The 21,078-nt window shown below is 64.6% G+C and carries 20 protein-coding genes; 8 read left to right on the top strand and 12 right to left on the bottom strand.

Annotated elements, in window-relative coordinates:
* Positions 1-213 precede the first annotated feature (213 nt).
* Positions 214-933, top strand: a complete 720-nt coding sequence (locus ASG11_RS09870; RefSeq protein ID WP_156363715.1) for a hypothetical protein — start codon at positions 214-216, stop codon at positions 931-933.
* 41 nt (positions 934-974) lie between these two features.
* Here the strand turns inward: ASG11_RS09870 and ASG11_RS09865 are convergent, their stop codons facing one another.
* The 8 genes from ASG11_RS09865 to ASG11_RS09830 form a co-directional block, all read right to left on the bottom strand.
* Positions 975-2,486: an AAA family ATPase gene (locus tag ASG11_RS09865; RefSeq protein WP_055778403.1), complete on the bottom strand. Its 1,512-nt coding sequence runs from the start codon at positions 2,484-2,486 to the stop codon at positions 975-977.
* Positions 2,483-3,535, bottom strand: coding sequence for a CHC2 zinc finger domain-containing protein (locus tag ASG11_RS09860; RefSeq protein WP_055778401.1), 1,053 nt, complete (start codon positions 3,533-3,535; stop codon positions 2,483-2,485). The genes ASG11_RS09865 and ASG11_RS09860 overlap by 4 nt, the downstream gene beginning before the upstream one ends.
* Positions 3,532-3,780, bottom strand: a complete 249-nt coding sequence (locus tag ASG11_RS09855) for a hypothetical protein (RefSeq protein ID WP_055778399.1) — start codon at positions 3,778-3,780, stop codon at positions 3,532-3,534. Before ASG11_RS09855 ends, ASG11_RS09860 begins: the two co-directional genes overlap by 4 nt.
* Positions 3,773-4,159, bottom strand: coding sequence for a hypothetical protein (locus tag ASG11_RS09850; RefSeq protein ID WP_055778397.1), 387 nt, complete (start codon positions 4,157-4,159; stop codon positions 3,773-3,775). The genes ASG11_RS09855 and ASG11_RS09850 overlap by 8 nt, the downstream gene beginning before the upstream one ends.
* Positions 4,159-4,353, bottom strand: a complete 195-nt coding sequence (locus ASG11_RS09845) for a hypothetical protein (protein WP_055778395.1) — start codon at positions 4,351-4,353, stop codon at positions 4,159-4,161. The genes ASG11_RS09850 and ASG11_RS09845 overlap by 1 nt, the downstream gene beginning before the upstream one ends.
* Before the next feature lie 206 nt (positions 4,354-4,559).
* A complete protein-coding gene (locus tag ASG11_RS09840) occupies positions 4,560-4,727 on the bottom strand; it encodes a helix-turn-helix domain-containing protein (RefSeq protein WP_082472696.1) in 168 nt (55 codons plus the stop codon).
* A 137-nt stretch (positions 4,728-4,864) separates the two neighbouring features.
* Positions 4,865-5,557, bottom strand: a complete 693-nt coding sequence (locus ASG11_RS09835; protein WP_156363714.1) for a hypothetical protein — start codon at positions 5,555-5,557, stop codon at positions 4,865-4,867.
* A complete protein-coding gene (locus tag ASG11_RS09830; protein WP_055778385.1) occupies positions 5,554-6,738 on the bottom strand; it encodes a tyrosine-type recombinase/integrase in 1,185 nt (394 codons plus the stop codon). The genes ASG11_RS09835 and ASG11_RS09830 overlap by 4 nt, the downstream gene beginning before the upstream one ends.
* 348 nt (positions 6,739-7,086) lie before the next feature.
* On the opposite strand from ASG11_RS09830, the gene ASG11_RS09825 reads away from it, so the two are divergent.
* Positions 7,087-7,686, top strand: coding sequence for a CC0125/CC1285 family lipoprotein (locus ASG11_RS09825; protein WP_055778383.1), 600 nt, complete (start codon positions 7,087-7,089; stop codon positions 7,684-7,686).
* 199 nt (positions 7,687-7,885) lie between these two features.
* Here the strand turns inward: ASG11_RS09825 and secA are convergent, their stop codons facing one another.
* Both secA and ASG11_RS09815 read right to left on the bottom strand, forming a co-directional pair.
* Positions 7,886-10,624: a preprotein translocase subunit SecA gene (gene secA, locus ASG11_RS09820; RefSeq protein ID WP_055778380.1), complete on the bottom strand. Its 2,739-nt coding sequence runs from the start codon at positions 10,622-10,624 to the stop codon at positions 7,886-7,888.
* A 106-nt stretch (positions 10,625-10,730) separates the two neighbouring features.
* Positions 10,731-11,006 carry a hypothetical protein gene (locus ASG11_RS09815; protein WP_055778376.1) on the bottom strand — a complete coding sequence of 92 codons (276 nt, stop codon included), beginning with the start codon at positions 11,004-11,006 and terminating at the stop codon, positions 10,731-10,733.
* 193 nt (positions 11,007-11,199) lie between these two features.
* On the opposite strand from ASG11_RS09815, the gene ASG11_RS09810 reads away from it, so the two are divergent.
* From ASG11_RS09810 to ASG11_RS18720, 6 genes are all read left to right on the top strand, one after another.
* Complete coding sequence (locus ASG11_RS09810; protein WP_055778373.1) at positions 11,200-12,327, top strand: zinc-binding dehydrogenase; 1,128 nt, start codon at positions 11,200-11,202, stop codon at positions 12,325-12,327.
* 176 nt (positions 12,328-12,503) lie between these two features.
* Positions 12,504-13,724, top strand: coding sequence for a bifunctional glutamate N-acetyltransferase/amino-acid acetyltransferase ArgJ (gene argJ, locus ASG11_RS09805; RefSeq protein ID WP_201781305.1), 1,221 nt, complete (start codon positions 12,504-12,506; stop codon positions 13,722-13,724).
* Entirely contained in the window at positions 13,724-14,527 is an 804-nt protein-coding gene (locus tag ASG11_RS09800) for an inositol monophosphatase family protein (protein ID WP_055778367.1), read from the top strand. The genes argJ and ASG11_RS09800 overlap by 1 nt, the downstream gene beginning before the upstream one ends.
* Positions 14,528-14,532: 5 nt before the next feature.
* A complete protein-coding gene (locus ASG11_RS09795) occupies positions 14,533-15,141 on the top strand; it encodes a glutathione S-transferase family protein (RefSeq protein WP_055778364.1) in 609 nt (202 codons plus the stop codon).
* Between the two features lie 110 nt (positions 15,142-15,251).
* A complete protein-coding gene (locus ASG11_RS09790; protein WP_236697447.1) occupies positions 15,252-16,247 on the top strand; it encodes an MlaA family lipoprotein in 996 nt (331 codons plus the stop codon).
* Between the two features lie 144 nt (positions 16,248-16,391).
* On the top strand, positions 16,392-17,111 hold the full coding sequence (locus ASG11_RS18720; protein WP_156363713.1) for a hypothetical protein: 720 nt from the start codon (positions 16,392-16,394) through the stop codon (positions 17,109-17,111).
* A gap of 84 nt (positions 17,112-17,195) precedes the next feature.
* Here the strand turns inward: ASG11_RS18720 and trxA are convergent, their stop codons facing one another.
* On the bottom strand, positions 17,196-17,519 hold the full coding sequence (trxA, locus tag ASG11_RS09780) for a thioredoxin TrxA (RefSeq protein ID WP_055778358.1): 324 nt from the start codon (positions 17,517-17,519) through the stop codon (positions 17,196-17,198).
* 73 nt (positions 17,520-17,592) lie between these two features.
* Positions 17,593-21,027: a double-strand break repair helicase AddA gene (gene addA, locus ASG11_RS09775; RefSeq protein WP_055778355.1), complete on the bottom strand. Its 3,435-nt coding sequence runs from the start codon at positions 21,025-21,027 to the stop codon at positions 17,593-17,595.
* Between the last annotated feature and the right edge of the window lie 51 nt (positions 21,028-21,078).

Raw genomic sequence — 21,078 nt, 5'->3', positions numbered from 1 at the left:
ATCGTCGGGTGCGTCCCGTGCCTCATGCCCCTGCGCACGAAATACCGTCGCTCGCCGGCGCGGTCCAATGCTTCGGCTTTGCACTGCCCTAGGAGCAGATCAGAACCGTTCTGAGTTCGATAACCACTGACAGGCCATGGACAATTGCGCGCTTCGACGCGATGAGCATTTTAGTTAGCCCGGCTGGGGAGCGGGTTCGAAGGGGGTCTGAAAATGAAAGCATTTGGTGTCGTGGCGTTCAGCGCCGCGTTGGTTGTTTCTACGCCTGCAATCGCAGGGGGGCTTGTTGCTAAACCCGTGGCTGCAGACGGCCAGACGATCCGCTACGATCGTGGCATTCCAACAGTTGAAGACGACCTTTCGGACGCAGCCGTTCGCGTCGTGCCGCTTCCGGGCATGGATCATGGTCGCCTGCAATTTAAGGTGGCGGTCTACAACAAGAGCGCGAAGGCGATAAACGTCGGCATCGAAAACATGTTCGTTGTCCACAACACTGTCAGGACTCCGTGCCATACGGCGGATGAACTCGCCAAGATGGCGAAGAGCCGCGCTATGTGGTCGCAGCTCGGTTACGCGATGCTGGCTGGTGCAGCCGCAGCGGCTCAGAACAACAATACGACCGTGACGACCTATGCCCCGTCCGGAAGGGTCTATCGCACCGTGATTGATCGCCCTGGTCTTTCGGACGGACAGATCGCCAGTGTTGCGGCGGGCGGCGCTGCGATTGCGTTGTCTCAGATCGGCCTCAACAAGACACTGGAGGGGATCCAGAACGAGGTTATTCAGACGACGACCCTCGATCCTGAATCGGGCTACGGCGGAATTGTGGTGGCGCATAAGCTCGTGAAGGCGAAGGCGGACGATCTTGTACTGCTCGATGTCGATCTTGATGGTACCCATCATCAATTCTCGTTTCGCCTGGCCAAGTCCTGAGACGGACTGCGCGGGGGACTGTATCAACCCGGCGCAGTCCGTCAGATCGACCAGTCGTCACCTGTCTCACCCTTTGCCCGGATCATGCCCCGCGTTGATCGAGCCGGCCCGCGATCAGGGAACACGACCGGCGACCGAACCAGCGCGGGATTGATAGCAGCAGCCTCCCCACCTCGATTTTCCCCACCTTGATATTTGCCGCCAGCACCTACCCTCCCCACCCCTGCCCCTATAGGGGGGCAGGTGGGGTGGGGATGCTGTAGGACCCCCACTTCCCCACCTTTCCCCACCTGCTTGTCAGAGGTGGGGGCGACGCCTTGAACGGCCCATGTTCCGACTTCGACATAGGTGCGATCATTGCCCTTGGCGTCCCTGTCCACGACCCTGAGCAGCGCGCCGGTCGCGAACCATGTGCCCAGAATCTTATTGATCCGGGCGCGATCGGCCTTGACGCTGCTTTCCGCGCTCAAGCCGAAATGGTCGGCCACCAGCTTCCCCACCCAGGCCGCTGCCTGCACATCCGCCCGATAGCGCTCCTTGCCACTCACGGCGTCAATCACGCGCTGGATAGCCAAGAGATCCTCCGGAGTGACGCCCTCGAATGCGTCGGGCGGCGACCACGGGATGACGACGCCCATGTTATCGCCTTCGTCATTCTCGCCGTTGCCGAGGCTGACCGATGCCATGGTGAACCAATCCGATTTGTCGGACGGTGGCGCGCGGTTGTTCTTGTCATCGTACACGCGGAAGTATCGGCGACGGCGCTCTTCCTCGATGCCCCAGCCGCGGGCTTCCTCGTCGCTCATACGGTTGAGGACCATCACCGAGCGGCAAGCGTTGATCAGCGCCACGGCACCCCGACCGGAGAGCGCGGTAACTTCGGCCGCACCGGCCTTGCTGACGTGATGCGCCAGGCCGATCCCCGCTTTTGCATTCTTCGCGACCATGGCCCACTCCTTGGCGATCGTGTCGATCTCCATATTGTCGTTCTCATTCGCCGCGTGTGACGACACGAACGGATCGACGTGCAGATAGTCAATTCCCCGGCCCAACATCTCGTCGGTAAGGGCCGTCACCAGCGGACGGTTCACGACCAGCCCATCGGTTGCCGTCGAGACTGCCAGCTTCAGCGCCGCGCCTTCCAGCGCGCTATCGACAAACAGCTTGTCGCGGATGTGTTCGGGGCCAATCGACCAATGCTTGCACGCCGCCTGAATGATGCGCGCAAGTTCCTCGCCATCGTCTTCGAGGTTCCAGAGCCAAACCCGCTTAGGGCCACCCGGCACGGATTGGCCGAGCAGGCTGCGACCTGTCGCCATAGCCAGCGCCTCGCCGATGCTCAGGATCGTCTTGCCAGCCGCGCCGGGGGCGAGGATTGCCCGAACGTGCCCGCGCTGGATCGAGCGGCCATAGACCCACTCACGCGGCTTGATCTGGGCAGGATCGCGCCACAGGTACGGCGTGGCGTTGACCGTGACAGATTCGGCCTCGGGCGCGCTGTAGGGTTTCGCCCCAGCCATGCGTTCGTGCAGGGGGATGGGTGTTGCGCTCATGCTCGTATCCCCCTGAGTTCGTCGTTCCAATCCTTGAAGCCGTCGGCGGGGAACATCGCGCGCACTGTGCAGCCCTGCGCGCCGAACGCCTCGGCGGCGTTAGTAACGGCCACCCGCCCCGCGTCGTTATTGTCACCGGCCAGCACGATCGACCGCACCGACGACGGGAACGTGAGACGAGGTAGGAGCGCCGTGCCGCACGCGACGTAGACCGATGCACCCGGAAGCCCCTGCGCCAGCGTCAGGCCATCCTCTGGCCCCTCACAGGCGATTATCTCGACCGGCGTAGCGCTTGACATACTGCTTGCGCGGAATGCCGATCCTACGACTGTCCCGAAGGTCAGCTTAGCCTTGGCTTTCGTGCCGTCGTCGCGGACCCGCTCGTATTTCTTCCGGCCACCGTCGGCGAGGAACACGCACTGCACGCCGACGACCTCGCCCGCCACGTCCTGCAACGCGCAGACCATCGCCGGATAGTCCCGCCCGACTTCGCCCGTCTCCGGGTTGCGCCAGCGAGGGGCCATCACAAACCTGACGCTATCCGGGAGATCCATGACGATCCCCCGCGACCGGGCGTAGACTTCGGCCGGCGTGCCGATCGCCGGGACCGAACGGGACCATATGTTCCGCCCGATCGCCACCCGCTCCGCTACCGCCGAGGCGTCCGCCGTCTTGCGCTTCGCACGATCCGCCTCGGACACGACCGGGAATTGATCGCCCGACAGCATCGCCAGTGCCTCGGAGAAGGTCAGGCCGTCGAGCTTAGTCAGCACGGTCATATGGTCGCCGCCCACCCCGCACCCGTGGCAATAGAACGTGCCCTTGGCGTCGTTTACCTCGAAGCTGGGCGACTTCTCCTGATGGAACGGGCACAGCCCAACCATCTCACGCGGGTTACGGCGTTTGAGGTGGGTGTGCCGTCTAATGATGTCGGAGAGGTTGTGTTGGGTCTTGGCGTCGTCCACCCGCTGGCGGAACGCAGCACCATCATCACGGGGGATCGAGCGCCGGGTACGGCTTGCCCCGTAGGTCGCGAAAGGGTTGCTCATGCGCCCCTCCCCGACATAGCGGCGCGCACGGCGGGGGAGACTTCCACCGCACACACGCCCTCGTAGACATCGCGGTTGAGCGCGTGGGCGGCCGCTATCGCCTCCCCTGCCTCGTCGTAATTCGAGAAGCTGCCCCAGCTACCGCCAGAGGCGCTCTCGTGGCCAATCTCGAAACGATCGCCGCACTCGTAGACGGCGATGACGCCCCGTGTTTCGCGCCGGGGGAATTGGAGGATATCAGCCACAGGCTTTCTCCCCTTCTTCTGCTGGCGCGTACTGCGGCAGGACATAGACGACAGCACGTTTGCGGCTGCTGGCGTTGATCCGACGAATACCACTGTCGACGACCTGGCCCTTAGCCTTCAGCTCGCTAAAGCGGGGCTGCACGCTGACGCGGGCCATGTCCAAGACCTCGCCTGCCTCTTCTGGCGTGACACCAAGCGCGCCGCGATCGGTGACGACACCGAGGACAATCCGCTGAAGCCGCCCAAGGTGCGGAGCGATAGCCGCAGCAGCCTCACGGCCCGTCTCGGCCTCGCCCTTGAAGCCCGGCTGATCCGGGTACGTCACATTCTCAGGATGCGTGACGGTGCCGAAGAGATCAGCGCTATTAAAGCCGTCCATTATTCGCCTCCATTGGCGAGAGGGGGAAGCATGGCGCGATCCAACAGGGTATCAAGCCACTCGCGTTGCTTGCTGGTCAGCGGCGTTTGATCGACGGCGAGCTGGCCCAAGAACGAGCCAGCCTTGCGGGTCAGCACAGTGTCCGAATTAAGCAGGGCAAGCGCCGCGTCGCGCTGGTTGGTGAAAGACATCATGCCGCGCCCCCCCAAGCCATATCGCAAAGGAGAAATGCATGGTGGCCGACGACGCCAACGTGGCGCAGATGTTGCAGTCGAAGGGTTGCGGTGGTATTTCCCTGATCGTCGCCGCCAAGCTGACAATTCAGGAGCCGTCCGGTTACAGCAACCGGGCGGCTTCGTTGCGCTTCAGTGGGCGCATTCCTCAAGGCAAGTGCCATTGCTCACGCGGCCTCGCTGACCAAGGCATGCAGGCTGTCCACTTTGAGCAGGCGACGCCGCCCGACCGTGACGGACTTGATCGTCCCAGCGTTCATCAGCTCATAGAGTTTTGTTTTGCCGAGCCCGGTCATTCGGCAGGCGTCGGCCACAGTCGCGGTGATTTGAGTCATGTTGTGTCGCTCCTAACCGCTGGAGTTCGTCAGCGGGCGACAACACAGATGAACGCGAACCGAGGCGGAATCCAAGGAAACGAATGGGACTCTAAGTACGGAAGAGAAGGCTCAACCTTTTCTGGAAAAGGTCTTTGCTACTCACGCCAGCCAGCAAGTCCGCAGTATGCTGCACCGTCTCGCCGGATCGCGAGAGCCACCTCTTCGGCGGACATTCGAGCGCCATCGGCCAGCAAATCACCATTGTTTTCAGTGTCGGCCATGATTGCGTCGTACTCCGTCTGCCCGAACTTGGTAACGCATGCCTTCTGCCATTTCATGATCGAGCCCCAGGCTGTTTTGAAAGCAAGACCCACCATAGCTTGCCGATCACTTGTCCGAACCCCGCGCCGCTTGAGTAATCGTTCCCAGCCGAGCGCTTTGATTTGCCACTCTGCTTCGGCAAATGCGGATGGGCTTCTACCTTTGACGGACTGCCGGAACTTGAGAAACAAATTGGGTTCATCGCCGCCAGCGACGGCGAAAGCCTCTCGGATCAAGGCATCATAGGAAAAGTCAGACGGCCAATTGCGATCAATAAGCGGCCTCAAGAGGGGCAGCCTATTGGCAAGAAGAAGCATGCCATCCCCATCGTCTGCGCGCATCATGGCATCATCGAGCGCGTCCACCCCTACAATCGTCGTGGCAATTTCGAGCGCGACGGCCAACAATCGCTGGGCGGCTTCCGGTCGGCCAGGGTCGTCGTCATACCGTCCCCGCAGCAACAACGCCGGTTCCAGCATCATGTCGATACCGGCTTTCAGCCGCGCCAGCTTTTCGGGATCGCTCACGCCCGCCGCTCCGCATCCCACAGGGGCAGCACGTTGCTATCCCCCGACAGGTAAACACCCCACCCATCCAACAACTGGCGGCGCATTTCGAGGAACTGCGTGCGCTTGTAGGCGGCGACTACCTTGTCGGGCACCGCATGGGCGAGCGCCGCCTCCGCGACTGCATCGGGAATGTTCGGCATTAACTCCGCCGCCCAATCGCGAAACGAGCTGCGGAACCCGTGCGGGACGTAAGGCAATCCAGCGTCCCGCATAATCTTGGAAACCGTCATGTCGCTGAGCGCGCCGCCGCTCTTTGCCGGGAACACCAGCGTATCCGCCTGTCCAATGCGTAGAGCCGCCGCGCGTCGCAGGATACCAAGGGCAAAGTCGTTCAGCGTCACCGTGTGCGCTACCTTTGACTTCATCACCTCGGCCGGGCGGTTCCACAGCCGCCGCTCAAGGTCGATATGGCTCCAGCGGGTGTTGCGAGCTTCGCCGCTCCGCGCCGCCGTGGCGATCGTGAACAGCAGCGCCAGCCGCCCCATCGTTTCCGTCTTGATCCGTAGATCCTGCATGAACGCCGGCACTTCGGCATAAGGCATCGCGGCCATTGGCGTGCTGACGCCCTGGCGGCTAAGCAGTTGCGAAAGCGATTGCGTCGGTGCTTCCGTCGTCCTCCACTTCGACGCCTTCGAGTAGGACAGCACCGACCCGATACGCTGGCGCACCTTCGCGGCCATCGCCGGCTTGCTCGTCCAGATCGGCTTCAGCGCCCGCGCCACGTCTGCCGCATCGATATGCTCAACCAGCAGATCGCCGAGGATCGGGTAGGCGTGGTCTGCCAGCGACGAAAGAAATGCGTCGGCGGTCTTACTCCCCCACCCCGCCTTCTTCGCCTCATGCACCGCCTGAGCCGCCTCTTTGAACGTCTTGGGGATGAACTCCTTACGGTCACGCTCGGTAACCGGGTCGCGGCCGTTTAAGGCGTGCTTCCGTAGCTCGGCCGCGCGCTCGCGCGCCTCTGCCAACGATAACTTGGCGGTCGATCCGAGACCGATGTCGCGGCGGCGACCATCGACTACGACACGCAGGATCCACGACCTCGCGAGGGTTGGTTTGACGATCAGGTATAAACCGCCCCCATCGCCATGCCTTCCCGGCTTGGCCGACAATACGGATTTGACATTGAGCTTCGCCATAGCGTTGGGTTCCCACAACAGAACCCACACAAAAGCACGATCGGTAGCGAACGTCAACGAACAAGAGCGGAACGCAGATCAATGCTTACCGAGGGGAATACCGAACTTAGAGGATGATGGCGAACGACCGCGAACGCATTGTTATAATCCTACTCAGGGAGCCAGACTTTCGACGGCGCTGAAAAAGCGTTGTCCCGTGCCATATGGCAGTTTCGTCAGCCTGTGTTCAGACAAAGCGTTCGATATTTGCGGCGTGTTCCTCGGGACACTTGTGCCGGATCGTTCGTTCCCCATCTCATAGCAGGTCTCGGTCGCCCCGCCGCACGGGACGGCCACCCGGAGGAAGTCATGTCGCAGTCCAGATTGAAATTCAGTGGCGCGTTGCTCGCCGCTACCGCAACCCTCGCCTTGGGCGCATGCGCGACCGAGACGTCGTATCGACCGGCCACCGGGTCGGGCTTCGCCCGCACCGGCTATAGCGATCGCCAGATCGAGCAGAACCGCTACCTCGTCAGTTTCTCGGGCAACAGCTACACATCGCGCGACACGGTCGAGCGGTATCTGCTGTTCCGCGCCGCCGAACTGACGCTGTCGCGCGGGTTCGACAACTTCATCCTGGTCGACAAGCAGACCGATCTGCGCAGCCGTACCTACAGCACCCCGAGCATTGGCGGAGGCTTCGGTTATGGTGGCGGATTCGGTTACGGGTTCGGCGGCTGGGGGCCGAGCTGGCGCTATCGCGGTCGCGGGTTCGGCTGGCGCTCGTGGGACGGCTTCGGCGGCGACCCCTTCTGGGATCGCGGCGTCGATATCCAGACGATCGACAAGTTTGAGGCCAATGCCGAGATCGTGCTCGGCAAGGGTCCCAAGCCGCGCGACAACATCCGCGCCTTCGACGCCCGTGCGGTGGTCGACAGCATCGGGCCGAGCGTGGTGGTTCCGAAATAACGGATCGCCGATTGCTGACACGAAAAGGGCGGCCCGAGGGTCGCCCTTTTTTTGTTCCGCCGGCCTTCTTAAACCCGCCGTCATCCTGAACTTGTTTCAGGATCCACCGCGCCACACGGACAACGGTCCGCGAGGAACAGTGGACCCTGAACCAAGTTCAGGGTGACGGAGTTTGATCAGCAGTAAGCTTCAAGCCCGGTCAGACCGCGCCGTGACAATGCTTGTACTTGTTGCCCGACCCACATGGGCACGGCGCGTTGCGGCTCACCTTGCCCGCCCATTCCTCCGGATCGCTGCCGAAATCCTCGCCCGAGGGCTGCGGGATCGACAGTGGCGGAATGCGCGTCTGGATCAGACCGAGCGACCCGGCATCCACGTCGTTGCTGTTGTCGTCGCCGGTGAACGGGTCGAAATGCGTCGTGATGAAGTCCGGCAGGTCGGGCAACGCCGGCGCCTGCTGCGCCTGGAATTCGGCGAAGGCGATCGTACGGGTGACGTCCTCGCGGATATTCTCGAGCATGCGTTCGAACAGCGAGAAGGCTTCCTGCTTATACTCGTTGATCGGCGTTTTCTGGGCATAGGCGCGCAGGTGGACGACCTGGCGGAGCGCATCGAGCGTTGCCAGATGCTCCTTCCAGTGATGGTCGAGATTCTGCAAAAGGATCGACTTCTCGACCTGGATCCATACATCCGGCTCCAGCTGCGCCGCCTTGGCCGCGACCTGCTCGTCGGCCTGGGTGCGAACGCGTTCCTCGACCAGTTCGGGATCGATCGCCTCTTCCTCCAGCCACGCCTCGATCTGCGGATCGATCGCCAGCGTCGTCATGAGCCGCTCGCGCAGGCCGGCCACGTCCCATTGCTCGGGGTACGAATTTGGCGGGCACGCCGCGCCGACGATCGCATTGACCGTCTCGGTGCGCATGTCTTCGACCACTTCGCCGACCGTCGCGGCATCCATGATGTCGCTGCGCTGTTCGTACACCACCTTGCGCTGATCGTTCATCACGTCATCATATTCGACGACCTGCTTGCGGATGTCGTAGTTGCGCGCCTCGACCTTTTTCTGCGCGGTCTCGATCGCCTTGCTCAGCCACTTGCTGCCGATCGCCTCGCCATCGCCGATATTGTTGCGCATCATCCGCGCGAACAGCGTGTCCGGGCCGAAGATGCGCAGCAGATCGTCGTCGAGGCTGAGATAGAAGCGCGACAGGCCGGGATCGCCCTGGCGGCCCGAACGGCCGCGCAGCTGGTTGTCGATGCGGCGGCTCTCATGCCGCTCGGTACCGAGCACGAACAGCCCGCCCGCCGCCAGCACGGCCTGCTTCTCGGCCTCGATCTCGGTCGTGATGCGCGCCGCGGCCGTCTCGTATTCGGGCGTGCCGAGCACGAGATCGGGATGCTCGTCCAGCATGCGGAATTCGAGATTGCCGCCCAATTTGATGTCGGTGCCGCGACCGGCCATGTTGGTCGCGATCGTCACCGCCGACTTGCGCCCGGCCTGGGCGACGATATGCGCCTCCATCTCGTGGAAGCGCGCGTTCAGCACCTTATGCTCGACGCCTTCCTTGACCAGGAAGTCGCTGAGCAGTTCGGACTTCTCGATCGAGACCGTGCCGACCAGCACCGGCTGGCCGAGTTCGGCATGATGCTTGATCTTCTTGGCGATCGCCGCGAATTTGTCGGCGGTGTCCTTGTAGAATTCGTCTTCCTCGTCGACGCGCTTCACCTCGACATTGGTCGGGATCGTCACGACGTTCATCTTGTAGATGTCGTAGAATTCCGCCGCTTCGGTCGCCGCCGTACCGGTCATGCCGCTCAGCTTGGGGTACATGCGGAAATAGTTCTGGAAGGTGATCGAGGCCATCGTCTGGTTCTCGGGCTCGATCGTCACGCCCTCCTTGGCCTCGACCGCCTGATGCAGGCCGTCCGACCAGCGCCGGCCGTCCATCATGCGCCCAGTGAACTCGTCGATGATGATGACCTTGCCGTCCTTGACGATGTAATCGGTGTCGGCCTTAAACATCACGATCGCACGCAATGCCTGGTTGAGGTGATGGACGACCTGCGTGTTCTCGAAATCGTAGAGATTGTCGCCCTGCAGCAGCCCGGCCGTCTCCAGCATGCGCTCGACCTTCTCCGTGCCGTCCTCGGTCAGGATGATCGTCTTCTGCTTCTCGTCCTTCTCGTAATCCTCGGGCACCAATTGCTTCACGACCAGATCGACCGAACGATACAGATCGGACTTGTCGTCGGTCGGGCCGGAAATAATCAGCGGCGTGCGCGCCTCGTCGATCAGCACCGAGTCGACCTCGTCGACGATCGCCATCGCGAACGGGCGCTGCACCATCTGGCTGCGCTCGTACTTCATGTTGTCGCGCAGATAGTCGAAGCCGAATTCGTTGTTCGTGCCGTAGGTGATGTCGGCGGCATAGGCATCGCGGCGCTGCTGGTCGGTCAGGTTCGGAATGATCGTGCCGGTGGTGAGGCCGAGGAAGTTGTACACCTGCCCCATCCACTCCGCGTCGCGCGCGGCGAGATAGTCGTTCACGGTGATGACGTGCACGCCCTCGCCCGGCAGCGCGTTGAGATAGGTGGCGAGCGTGGCGACCAGAGTCTTGCCCTCGCCCGTGCGCATCTCGGCGATCTCGCCGCGATGCAGCACGATGCCGCCGATCATCTGCACGTCGTAATGGCGCTGGCCCAGCACGCGGCTGGCCGCCTCGCGCACGGTCGCAAATGCCTCCGGCAGCAGGCTGTCGAGCGTCTCGCCCTCGGCCAGGCGGGCGCGGAACTTCACCGTCTGCGCGGCGAGATCCTCATCCGACATCGCCGAAACGGCGGGTTCGAACGAGGCGATCTTCGCGACGATTCCGCCGAGCGATTTGACGTACCGGTCGTTGGACGATCCGAAGAGCGATTTGGCTAACCCGCCGAGCATGGCAATTTCCTGTGGATATGAGAGGCGCGGACGAGCGTTCGCCGGGCGCAGATAAAGGTGGAATCGTTAAAGGGACGCGCACCCGCGGGCACCGCGTCGACCGGGCTTATTCGCGCGGCTTGTCCAGATAGAGCGGCGCCGTCGCGGTGGGCGCGGCGACCGTCGCGATCGCGGGCATCGCCACAGCCGGGGACGCCCAGCCGCCGGCCAGCGCCAGCCAGGACCGAATCGCCCGCACCGGGGCGAGCCGCACCACGGATGCCGCCTGAGCCTCGGCACCAGCGCCATAGCTGCGCTCGACCTGCACCTCCGCCACGCGCCCGCCCGACATCACGCCGGTCAGCGCGCTCAGGATGGCGGAGAGGAACAGCAGGAGGTTCAAGCGGTAAGGCCCCTTTGATCGATCAGATCGCGACATAGGGACTGAAAGCGCCGCCGTCCACTCACGTGCGTGTTCGGACCGTTCGCAACCGGGGCGGAATCGAACGCCCTGAGCAGCCAGTTGCAAAAAGCCACTGGTCAAACGCGGCCAGCCTCCATACCCACGCATCAGAACCGCAGGAGCAGGATTTCACATGACCGACACGATCCCCACCGAAGGCAAGCAGCTCTTCTCCACCGTCACCGAGGATGGCCGCCTCGAACTGGCGATGCGCACCGTGCCCGTCGGCGAGCCCGGCGATGACGAGGTGCTGATCCGAGTCGATGCCGCGCCGATCAACCCGTCCGATCTCGGCGTGATGCTGACGGTGGCCGATGGCGATGCGTTCGAGGCCGGTACCGACAGCGCCTCCGCACCGATTCCCGAAAAGCTCGCCCGCGCGGTCGCCGCGCGCAAGGGTATTGCGATCCCGATCGGCAACGAAGGCGCCGGGCTGGTGGTCAAGGCCGGCTCCGCGCCAGCCGCACAGGCCCTGCTCGGCAAGACCGTCGCACTCGCCGGCGGCGGCATGTACTCGACCTATCGCACCGCCAAGGCGACCGCGTGCATGGTCGTGCCCGAAGGCACGTCGGCCGAGGAAGGGGCATCGTCGTTCGTCAACCCGCTGACCGCGCTCAGCATGATCGGAACGATGCGCCTCGACGGCTACAAGGCGCTGATCCACACCGCCGCCGCCTCCAATCTCGGCCAGATGCTGGTCAAGCTCTGCCTCGCCGAGGGCGTCGATCTGGTCAACATCGTGCGCAGCCAGGAGCAGGTCGACCTGCTCAAATCGCTTGGCGCCAAATATGTCTGCGATTCGAGCCAGCCCGATTTCCACACCGAGCTGGTCGCCGCGATCGGCGAGACCCAGGCGTTCCTGGCATTCGACGCGACCGGCGGCGGACGCCTCGCCAACCAGATCCTGACCGCGATGGAAGCCGCCGCGCTCAAGACTCAGAAGGCCAACGGCCCCTATGGTTCGACCCAGTACAAGCAGGTCTATCTCTATGGTGGCCTCAACACCGCGCCGACCGAATTGACGCGCGGCTTCGGCATGTCGTGGGGGATCGGCGGCTATCTGCTGACCTATTTCCTGCAGCGCGTCGGGCAGGAGGAAACCGCCAGGCTGCGCGACAAGGTGGGGGCCGAACTCAAGACCACCTTCGCCAGCGCCTATACCAGCCGCATCACGCTGGCCGAGGCGATCGATCCCAAGACCATCGCCGCGTACAACAAACGCGCGACGGGCGAGAAGTATCTGATCACGCCGCAGGTTTGAGGATCGCCCCCATACCGTCTTGACTTCCCGTCATGCTGAACTTGTTTCAGCATCCAGGCGCGGTCATCCGCCCCACGGCCATGGTCTTTTTGGCCTGTGACCGCGCCTGGATCCTGAAACAAGTTCAGGATGACGGAGTGTTGGGAATCGGCGGCACGCCCTCTATGAGGGCGCGCATGACCATCTCCCCCCTCGCCACGCCCTTCCCCGTCCTGCCCGCCATTGCCGGCGTCGCGCCACGCGTCGCCCGCGCGCGGTACAAGACATGGGACCGCTGCGACCTGACCTTCGTCACGCTCGATGCGGGCACGACGGTCGCCGGCGTGACGACGCAGAGCAAATGCCCTTCGCCGGAAGTCGAATGGTGCCGCAAGGCGCTGACCCTCGGTCAGGCACGGGCGCTGGTGGTCAATGCCGGCAATTCCAACGCCTTCACCGGCCATCGGGGTCGCGCCGCGGTCGAGGCGATCGCCGCGCGCACGGCGACGTATCTCGGCTGCCAGCCGTCGGACATCTTCGTCGCCTCCACTGGCGTGATCGGCGTGCCCTTGCCGATCGACAAGGCCGAGGCCGGGCTCGACGCCGCCTTCGTCGCGGACATCTGCAGCTGGCGGGACGCGACCGACACGATCGGCACGACCGACACATTCCCCAAGGCCGCGACGACCTCCGCGATCGTGCAGGGAAAAACGGTCAACCTCGTCGGCATCATCAAGGGATCGGGCATGATCGCGCCGGACATGGCGACGATGCTCGGCTTCGTCTTCACCGATGCCGCCGTCGATCCGGCGTTCCTGCAAGGGTGCCTGACCGCCGCCAACGCCCAGACCTTCTCCTGCATCACGGTGGACAGCGATACCTCGACCAGCGACACCGTTCTGGCCTTCGCGACCGGCAAGGCCGGCAACACCCCGCTCGTTTCGTCGGACGATGACGGCGCGGATGCCTTCGCCGCCGCACTCGCCGATCTGTGCCGCCAACTCGCGCAATTCGTCGTCCGCGACGGCGAGGGCGCGACGAAGTTCATCCGCATCGACGTGACCGGCGCGGAAAGCGATCGCAGCGCGCACCGCATCGCGATGAGCATCGCCAACTCGCCGCTGGTGAAGACCGCGATCGCCGGGGAGGACGCCAATTGGGGCCGCGTCGTGATGGCGGTGGGCAAGGCCGGCGAAGCGGCGGAGCGCGACAAGCTCGCGATCCGCTTCGGCGAAACACAGGTCGCCGAAGGCGGCCTGGCGGTCGCGGGCTATGACGAGACTCCGGTCGCGGCGCATCTGAAAGGGAGCGACGTGGATGTCGGCGTGGACCTGGGCCTCGGCGAGGGCCGCGCCACGGTATGGACCTGCGATCTGACGCACGGCTACATCTCGATCAACGCGGACTATCGCTCGTGATGGCTCAGTCGAGCGAGCGTCACGACGCCGTCGTCGCGCTGATGCGCCGGGTCGCACACGATATCGTGCTGCCGCGCTTCCGGAACCTCGCCGCCGCCGAAATCGAGGAAAAGGCACCCGACGATCTCGTTACGATCGCCGATCGCGAGAGCGAGGATGCGTTGACCGCCGGTCTCGCCGCGCTCGATCCGGCGGCGCGAATCGTCGGTGAGGAAGCTTGCGCAGCCGATCCCACGCTGATCGACGGCATCGATCGCGGCCGGGTGTGGATCATCGATCCGATCGACGGCACTAACAACTTCGCCGCGGGCCAATCGCCGTTCGGCATCATGATCGCTCTGGTCGAGGACGGCGTGACTCAGGCCGGCTGGATCCTTGATCCGGTCTCGAACCGCCTGTGCCATGCGGTGCGCGGTGGTGGCGCGTTCATCGACGGGCAGCGCATCATCGCGCAATCCAGTGGAGCAGCGCTACCGATCACCGCCATCGCGACGTACTTTCTGAACGACGAAGAACGCGCCGACATCGCTCGCCGCGCGGACCGCGAACTCACGCTGACGGCGATCCCGCGCTGCGCCGCCGAACAATATCCCCGGCTCGTGCTCGGCACGAACGACATCGCTTTGTTCAACCGCACTTTGCCCTGGGATCACGCGGCGGGCGCGCTGTTCGTCGCCGAGGCCGGCGGCGTGGTCCGCCGCCCCGATGGCAGCGACTATCGCGTCGGCGACACGCGGCGCGGCATGATCGGCGCGGCATCGCCGGCCTTGTGGGACCACGCGGCGCGCGTGCTGTTCGGCTGAGCCGCATGCTGACGATCTGGGGCCGGCTGAACTCGCACAACGTCAAGAAAGTGGCATGGTTCGCCGAGGAGATCGGCCTGCCGTTCGTCCGGCACGATGTCGGCGGACGGTTCGGCATGAGCGCGGACTATCTCGCGCTCAACCCCAATGCGCTGGTCCCGACGATCGAGGATGATGGCTTCGTGCTGTGGGAATCGAACGCGATCCTGCGCTACCTCGCCGCCGCACACGCTCCCGCATTCTGGCCCGACGATCCGGCGATCCGGGCACGGTCCGATCGCTGGATGGACTGGCAATTCGCCTATGCCGATGCCCAGCGCGACGCGTTCCTGCATCTGGTCCGCAAGGCCCCGCGGGATCGCGACGCAGCGGCGATCGCCGGATCGGCGGAGGCCTGCGCGAAACTGCTGGCCGTCCTCGATACGACGCTGGCGGATCGGCCTTGGCTGTCGGGCGACGGTTTCGGCCTCGGCGACGTGCCGATGGGCGTCTATATCCACACCTGGTTCACGCTCGATATCGTCCGCCCGCCGCTGCGCCATGTCCGGAATTGGTACGATCGGCTGCGGGAGCGGCCGGCATTCGCCGCCAGCGTGATGATTCCGCTCACCTGAGGCCGCGCGGCATCCCCCTGACGGTAGATGATTTCGGTTCAAAATCAGCGCAGACTATGTTTCAGGGATAAGTCCCCGTACGTATCGGGGATCAGGGGAAGGGCATAGATTTGGGCTTGTTGATTCTGACGACCGCGACGGTGCTTGCGGTAACGCCGATGGCGCAGGTCACCCCGCAACCGGTCGAGGCGACGCCGACTGCGACCGCCGCGCCGCAGGAAACGCCCGCAACGCCCGCGCCCATCGAGCCGCCGGTCGTCAGCCAGACCACGCCTGCGCCGGCCCATACCGAAGATCAGGGCGAAGTCGTCGTCACCGGGCGCGATCCGTCCAACGCGCCGGATCCGCTGCGCTCCATCAACGTCACCGCGTTCAACGCCACGCAGGCGGTGGACGACGCGCTGGTCGGTCCGATCTCGATGGCTTATAAAAGGACCGTCCCCTCCCCTTTCCGCAGCGGCGTGCACAACGTGCTCTACAATCTGCGCGAGCCGGTGGTGTTCGTGAACTTCGTGCTGCAGCACAAGATCGGCAAGGCGGCGGAAACCGTCGCGCGCTTCGCGATCAATTCGACCATCGGCGTGCTCGGCATCTTCGACATGGCCAAGCGCAAGACCTTCAAGCTGCCGCGTCGCAGCAACGGCTTCGCTAACACTCTCGGCTTCTACGGCGTACCGTCCGGGCCGTTCATGTTTCTGCCGATCGTCGGGCCGACGACGGTGCGCGATCTCGTCGGCGGCACGCTGGATCGCCTGATCCTCCCGATCGCGTTCGGCAAGCGCATCACGAAGCCGCAATTCGCGATTCCCTTCGGCGTGCTCGGCGTGCTCGATCACCGCGCCGAATTCGACGAGACGCTGCACACGCTGCACGACAACGTGCCGGATCCGTACGCCAACACCCGCGCCTTCTACCTCCAGCGCCGCCAGGCCGAGATCGATCATCTGCGCGGCAAGGCGATCAGCAACAGCAGCCCGATGTCCGAAGCTCCGACCGGCCCGATCCGGCTGAAAAGCAAATATCCCACGCCGCCGGTCGCCCCGGCCCCTGCTCCGGTACCGCAGGAAACGGCACCGGGCGATCCGGTGACGGCACCGAGGAACTGACGTTGCAAAGCTGACGGTTGCGCCGTGGGGATGCCAAAAAATCGCATGATTTTAGGCCGAAAGTGATGAACGCTCTACTCGTGCGCGTTTCGCCCGATTGAAGACCTTCCTCAGCAATGCGACATAGGTTTGTCGGGAGGAATCATGCTGCAAGTCATCATCGGTGGTTCCCCACAAGGACGCGACGCCGTGCTCGCATGGGAAGCAAAGCGGATGCGGAACGTTCGTAAAACGCTTCGGCTTCAACCTTCGGTGGCGCCTCTCGACGAACAGCGTCGGGAACTGACACAGCATAAGTTGGCATTAGGTCACGGCGGTGTGCGCGCGCTGATCCACCGTGGGTTATGGGTGTCTGACAGAATCTCCCGGCTGACGGTAGCGATGTCTGGCAGGTCTCGCCGCTTCAGCGTGTGCGAAATTGCGGTGACGAGCGGTTCGGCCGAGCGGTTTGCACAATGGTTCGAAGACCTGACCACACTGAACAAGGAGCGCGAAATGATCGCATCTTGTCCGGACCATTACATCATCGCGCGTGACCCGGCGGGGCGACAACTTGTCGTAGAAACGACGGGCGGTTCGCCTTTGCCCGCAGAATTTACTGTCGATTACGATGATATCTCCACGCTGCACACACCGCCGGACCCGTCATACCCGCACCAAATCGCCGGAGCCGCGCGGCTGGCGGATGGTTTTGTGATCGGCGGCGTCCGTCATCAGTTCCGACAGGAAGGCGACGGGTTTCGGGCGCTGCTGACAGTGGAGTTTCCAGGGCGGATGCCGAACCGCATGATTGCCGAGCATCGCTGGCATCTGGCCGTCGAATTTTCCAACTGGGTCGAAGCTGCACAAGCGAACGGCGGCTAACCACCAAGACGCGACATTCATATTACGCTGAGAGCCACCTAAAACGAAAAGGCCGGGTGCTTTCACACCCGGCCCCTAGCCTCATCAGGCCAGTTCGCCCTCCAGCCACGCCTTGAGCCGGCCCTTGGGTTCCGCGCCCACCTTGGTCGCGGCGGGCACGCCACCCTTGAACAGGATCATCGTCGGAATGCCCCGCACGCCATAGCGGCCCGGCGCGTCGGGATTGTCGTCGATGTTCAGCTTGGCGATCGTCACCTTTTCGCCCAGCTCATCGGAAATCTCTTCCAGGCTCGGTCCGATCATCTTGCACGGGCCGCACCATTCGGCCCAGAAATCGACCAGCACCGGGCCATCGGCCTTGAGCACGTCGCTGTCCCAACTGGCATCGGTAATCTGCTTCGTCGCCATTATATTTCTCCCTGCCCGGTCTCGGGCCTAGTCTTCGAACTTGTGCCCAATCTAGGGATCGCGCGTCGCAGGCTCAAGCGCTTGAGATCAAGCTTTGCTCCGTCCCCGCGAAGCCGGGCTTGTGCGCGTCGATCACCGCCTGCGGCAGCGCGAACAGCGTCGGGCCCGAGGTGTAGAGCAACGCCGCCTCGACCGGGCGATCGGGAAAGATCACGCCCAGCGCCGCGACATAGGCCGCCATTTGGCGCAGATGGTACACCGGCACCTCGCCCAAAGACCCTGGCGCATGCCGTCCGGTCTTGAAATCGACCAGTCGTACGCGCTCGGCCGTCACCAGCAGGCGATCGACCGTGCCGGAGACGACGACGCCCTCCCCCACCACCGCCGCGATCGGTGCCTCGGCGAGCGATTCCGGCCCGAACAGGTCGGTATGCGCGTCGATCACGCGCAGCACGGTGGCGGCGATGTCCGCGCGCGCGGCGGCATCGTCGACGCCACCCGCCCCCGCCAGCCAGCGGTCCGCCGCATCGGCGCGCGCATCGGCCGGCACGGCCGGCAGGCGTTCGAACAGCGCGTGGATCAGCCGCCCGCGCTCCGCCGCGACTCGCATCGCCGGCGACGGCGGTGGATCGGCCACCGCATCCTCGCCGAGCGAGGACGGGGCGAGCGGTCGCGGGGGCTTGGCTTCGACCGGGGCCTGCCGGCGTGCCCAGTCCGGCACCGCATCCATGGCGGCGTGCGGTTCGTCGGACCCGCGCTGCAGCGGCACCGGGCTTTGGCGCTCATGGCCGCCGAACACGCGCTCGCCCGCGTCCGCGGGGATGCCGATCGCCGTGAACGCGCGGTCGGCGGCGGCATACCAGCTGTTCTCCGGCGGCACCCCGCCCGCCATCGGCCCGAGCGCGCCGGCGATCACCAGCCGCTCCTCCGCGCGCGTCGCCGCGACGTAGAACAATCGCCAATGTTCCTGCAGCTCGCGCGTCGCGCTCAGCTCGATCAACCTCCCCAAAGCCCCACTCCTCTCCCCACCGCGCGGGCGGAAGATCGGCACCGGCTTCTGCACGCCGTCGGGCGACCAGTTCAGCACCCGCGTCGGCGTGCGCGACGGATCGGCGGTGGCATCGGCCAGGATCACCAGCGGCGCTTGTAGCCCCTTCGCGCCATGCGCGGTCATTACGCGCACCGCATCCAGCGGTGCGGACGGATCGCGCACGATCTCGACATCGCCGCGATCGAACCAGTCGAGGAAGCGCTGCAACGACGGCGTGGTCTGGGTCTCGAAATCGAGCGCGGCGTTGAGCAATTCCTCGATCGGGTCGCGCGCCTCCTGCCCCAGCCGCCTGAGCAGCTTGCGCCGCCCGTCGAGCGCGCCCGAAAGCAGTTCCTCAAAAAACCGATACGGCGTGGCGATGTCCGCCCGCGCCAGCATGCCGAGCAGAGGCGCGAGCCGCTCGCGCGGCTGCGTGCGGGACAGATGCTGCCACAAGCTGACCGATCCGCGCGGCGCGGCGGCCATCAACTCGTCTTGCGTCCATCCGATCAATGGCGACACCAACAGGCTCGCCACCGAAAGGTCATCGCCCGGTTGCAGCACGAAGCGGATCGCGGCGAGCAGATCTTGCACCGATAGCGGCGCGTTGAGCCGCAGCCGATCCACCCCCGCTACCGGCACGCCTTCGGCATAGAGCCGCGCGACGATCAGCGAGGCGAGTTCGCCGCGCCGCTTGACCAGGATCATCACGTCCTCGGGCCGCAGCGGGCGCCCTTTGCTCTCGAGCATCAACGGCGTTGGGCCGTACAGCCAGCCTTTCACGGCCTTCGCGATGGTCCCGGCCAGCGCGCGCGTCGCATCCGGGATCCAGCCCTCGGCATCCTCCTCGCTGCCGCCCGTCACCACCGGCGGCCAGAGCGTCACCGTGCCCGGCCCGCGCACCTCGCTCGCATGCAACTCGACTTCGGCCGCGCCCATTGCCGCCGGGCCGACCGCTGCGATCGCCGCATCGACGAATTCCAGCACGGGGCGGGTCGATCGGAACGATTGGGTGAGCGCCAATTGCTCCATCGGCAGCCCGCGATCGTCGGGGTCGGTATCCTCGTCGCCCAGCGCCTCGAGCGCCCGTGCGCTGAAATAGCGTTCCGCCGCCTCGAAATTGTGCGGGTCGGTGCCCTGAAAGCCGAAGATCGCCTGCTTGCGGTCGCCCACCGTGAACAGGGTGCGCGTGCCTGGCGCATGACTCCCCCGCCCGGTGAAGAATTCGTCGGCCAACGCGCGGACGATGCGCCACTGCGCGACATTGGTGTCCTGCGCCTCGTCGATCAGGACATGTTCGGTCGTCTGGTCGAGCTTGTAGCGGATCCATTCGCCCATGCCCGGCTGATCGAACAGATCGACCGTTGCTCGGATCAGATCGTCGAAATCCACCGCGCCGACGCGACGCTTGGCCAGTGCGTAGGCGGAGGCATAATCGCGCCCGACGGTCAGCGCCTCCGCGAGAAGATCGGCATAGGCGGCCTGCTCGGCCATCGCCAGCAACTCCAGGCAGCGCATACCGACGCCTTCCGCCAGCTCCGCATAATCCGGCTCCGCGGCAATCAGTTTTGGGGAATATTTACGCGCTACGCGCTGCGCGGTGAACGGCACGCCGATCAGGTCGCCGAGCATCCGCACGCGCATCTCGGCGTTCGCCTCGATCCAGCATTCGGCGATGTCGGCATGGTTGCCGCCGGTCGCGGTACCCCAGGCGCGGTTCGCGGCAGCGATAGCGGCGACGGCGTCGGTGTCAAACTCGTCGTCGGAAACGCAACGCGCCATCTCCACCGCGATGTCGCCCTGTGGCAAGCCGAGGCTTGTGCGCAGGAACGGCCCGATCTCGGGCGGAAGCGCCCTCATTCCCTCGGGCGCCTTGGCGCAGGCGCGGAGGAAATTCTCCGCCTCGCCTTCGCCCAATCTGAGGCTCAATTTGCCGACCTGTTCGATCCCGCTCGGCGGCGCATCGGTGAGCATCGCCGCCAGCGTCTCGCGCGCCAGCAAAGACTCCTCGCGCCCCTCCAGCGGCCGGAACCCCGGCACCAGCCCCGCCTCGATCGGGAAGGCCGCGAGCACCCCCTGGCAGAAGCCGTGGATCGTCTGAATGCGGATTCCTCCGCCCGGGGCATCTAGCACCTTGGCGAACAACGTGCGCGCGAACGCTATCAGATCCGGATCGAGATGGTTCTCGCCGAGCGCAAACAGATCCTTCTTCAGATCCGCCTCGGCCATGCGCACCCACGCCGCGAGCCGCCCGGAAATCCGCGCCGCCATTTCCGCCGCGCCTGCTTTGGTGAAGGTGAGGCACAGGATCGCCCCCGGATCGGTGCCGCGCAGCAACAACCGGAACACGCGTGCGGCCAGCACCTGAGTCTTCCCCGTTCCCGCCGAAGCCGACAGCCAGACATGTGCATCGGGCGCACTGGCGCGCGCCTGATTGTCCTTCAGGATCGGGAGTGCGGATCTGTGCTGGCCGGACATCAGCGGCGCTGCTGCCGAGGAGGGTTTGCTCGCGCTAAGACGCGAAGACGC

The sequence above is a fragment of the Sphingomonas sp. Leaf357 genome (assembly GCF_001423845.1).
Lineage (GTDB): Bacteria > Pseudomonadota > Alphaproteobacteria > Sphingomonadales > Sphingomonadaceae > Sphingomonas.
Note: the sequence above shows the minus strand (reverse complement) of the source record. Positions and strands in the feature narration are given on the sequence as shown.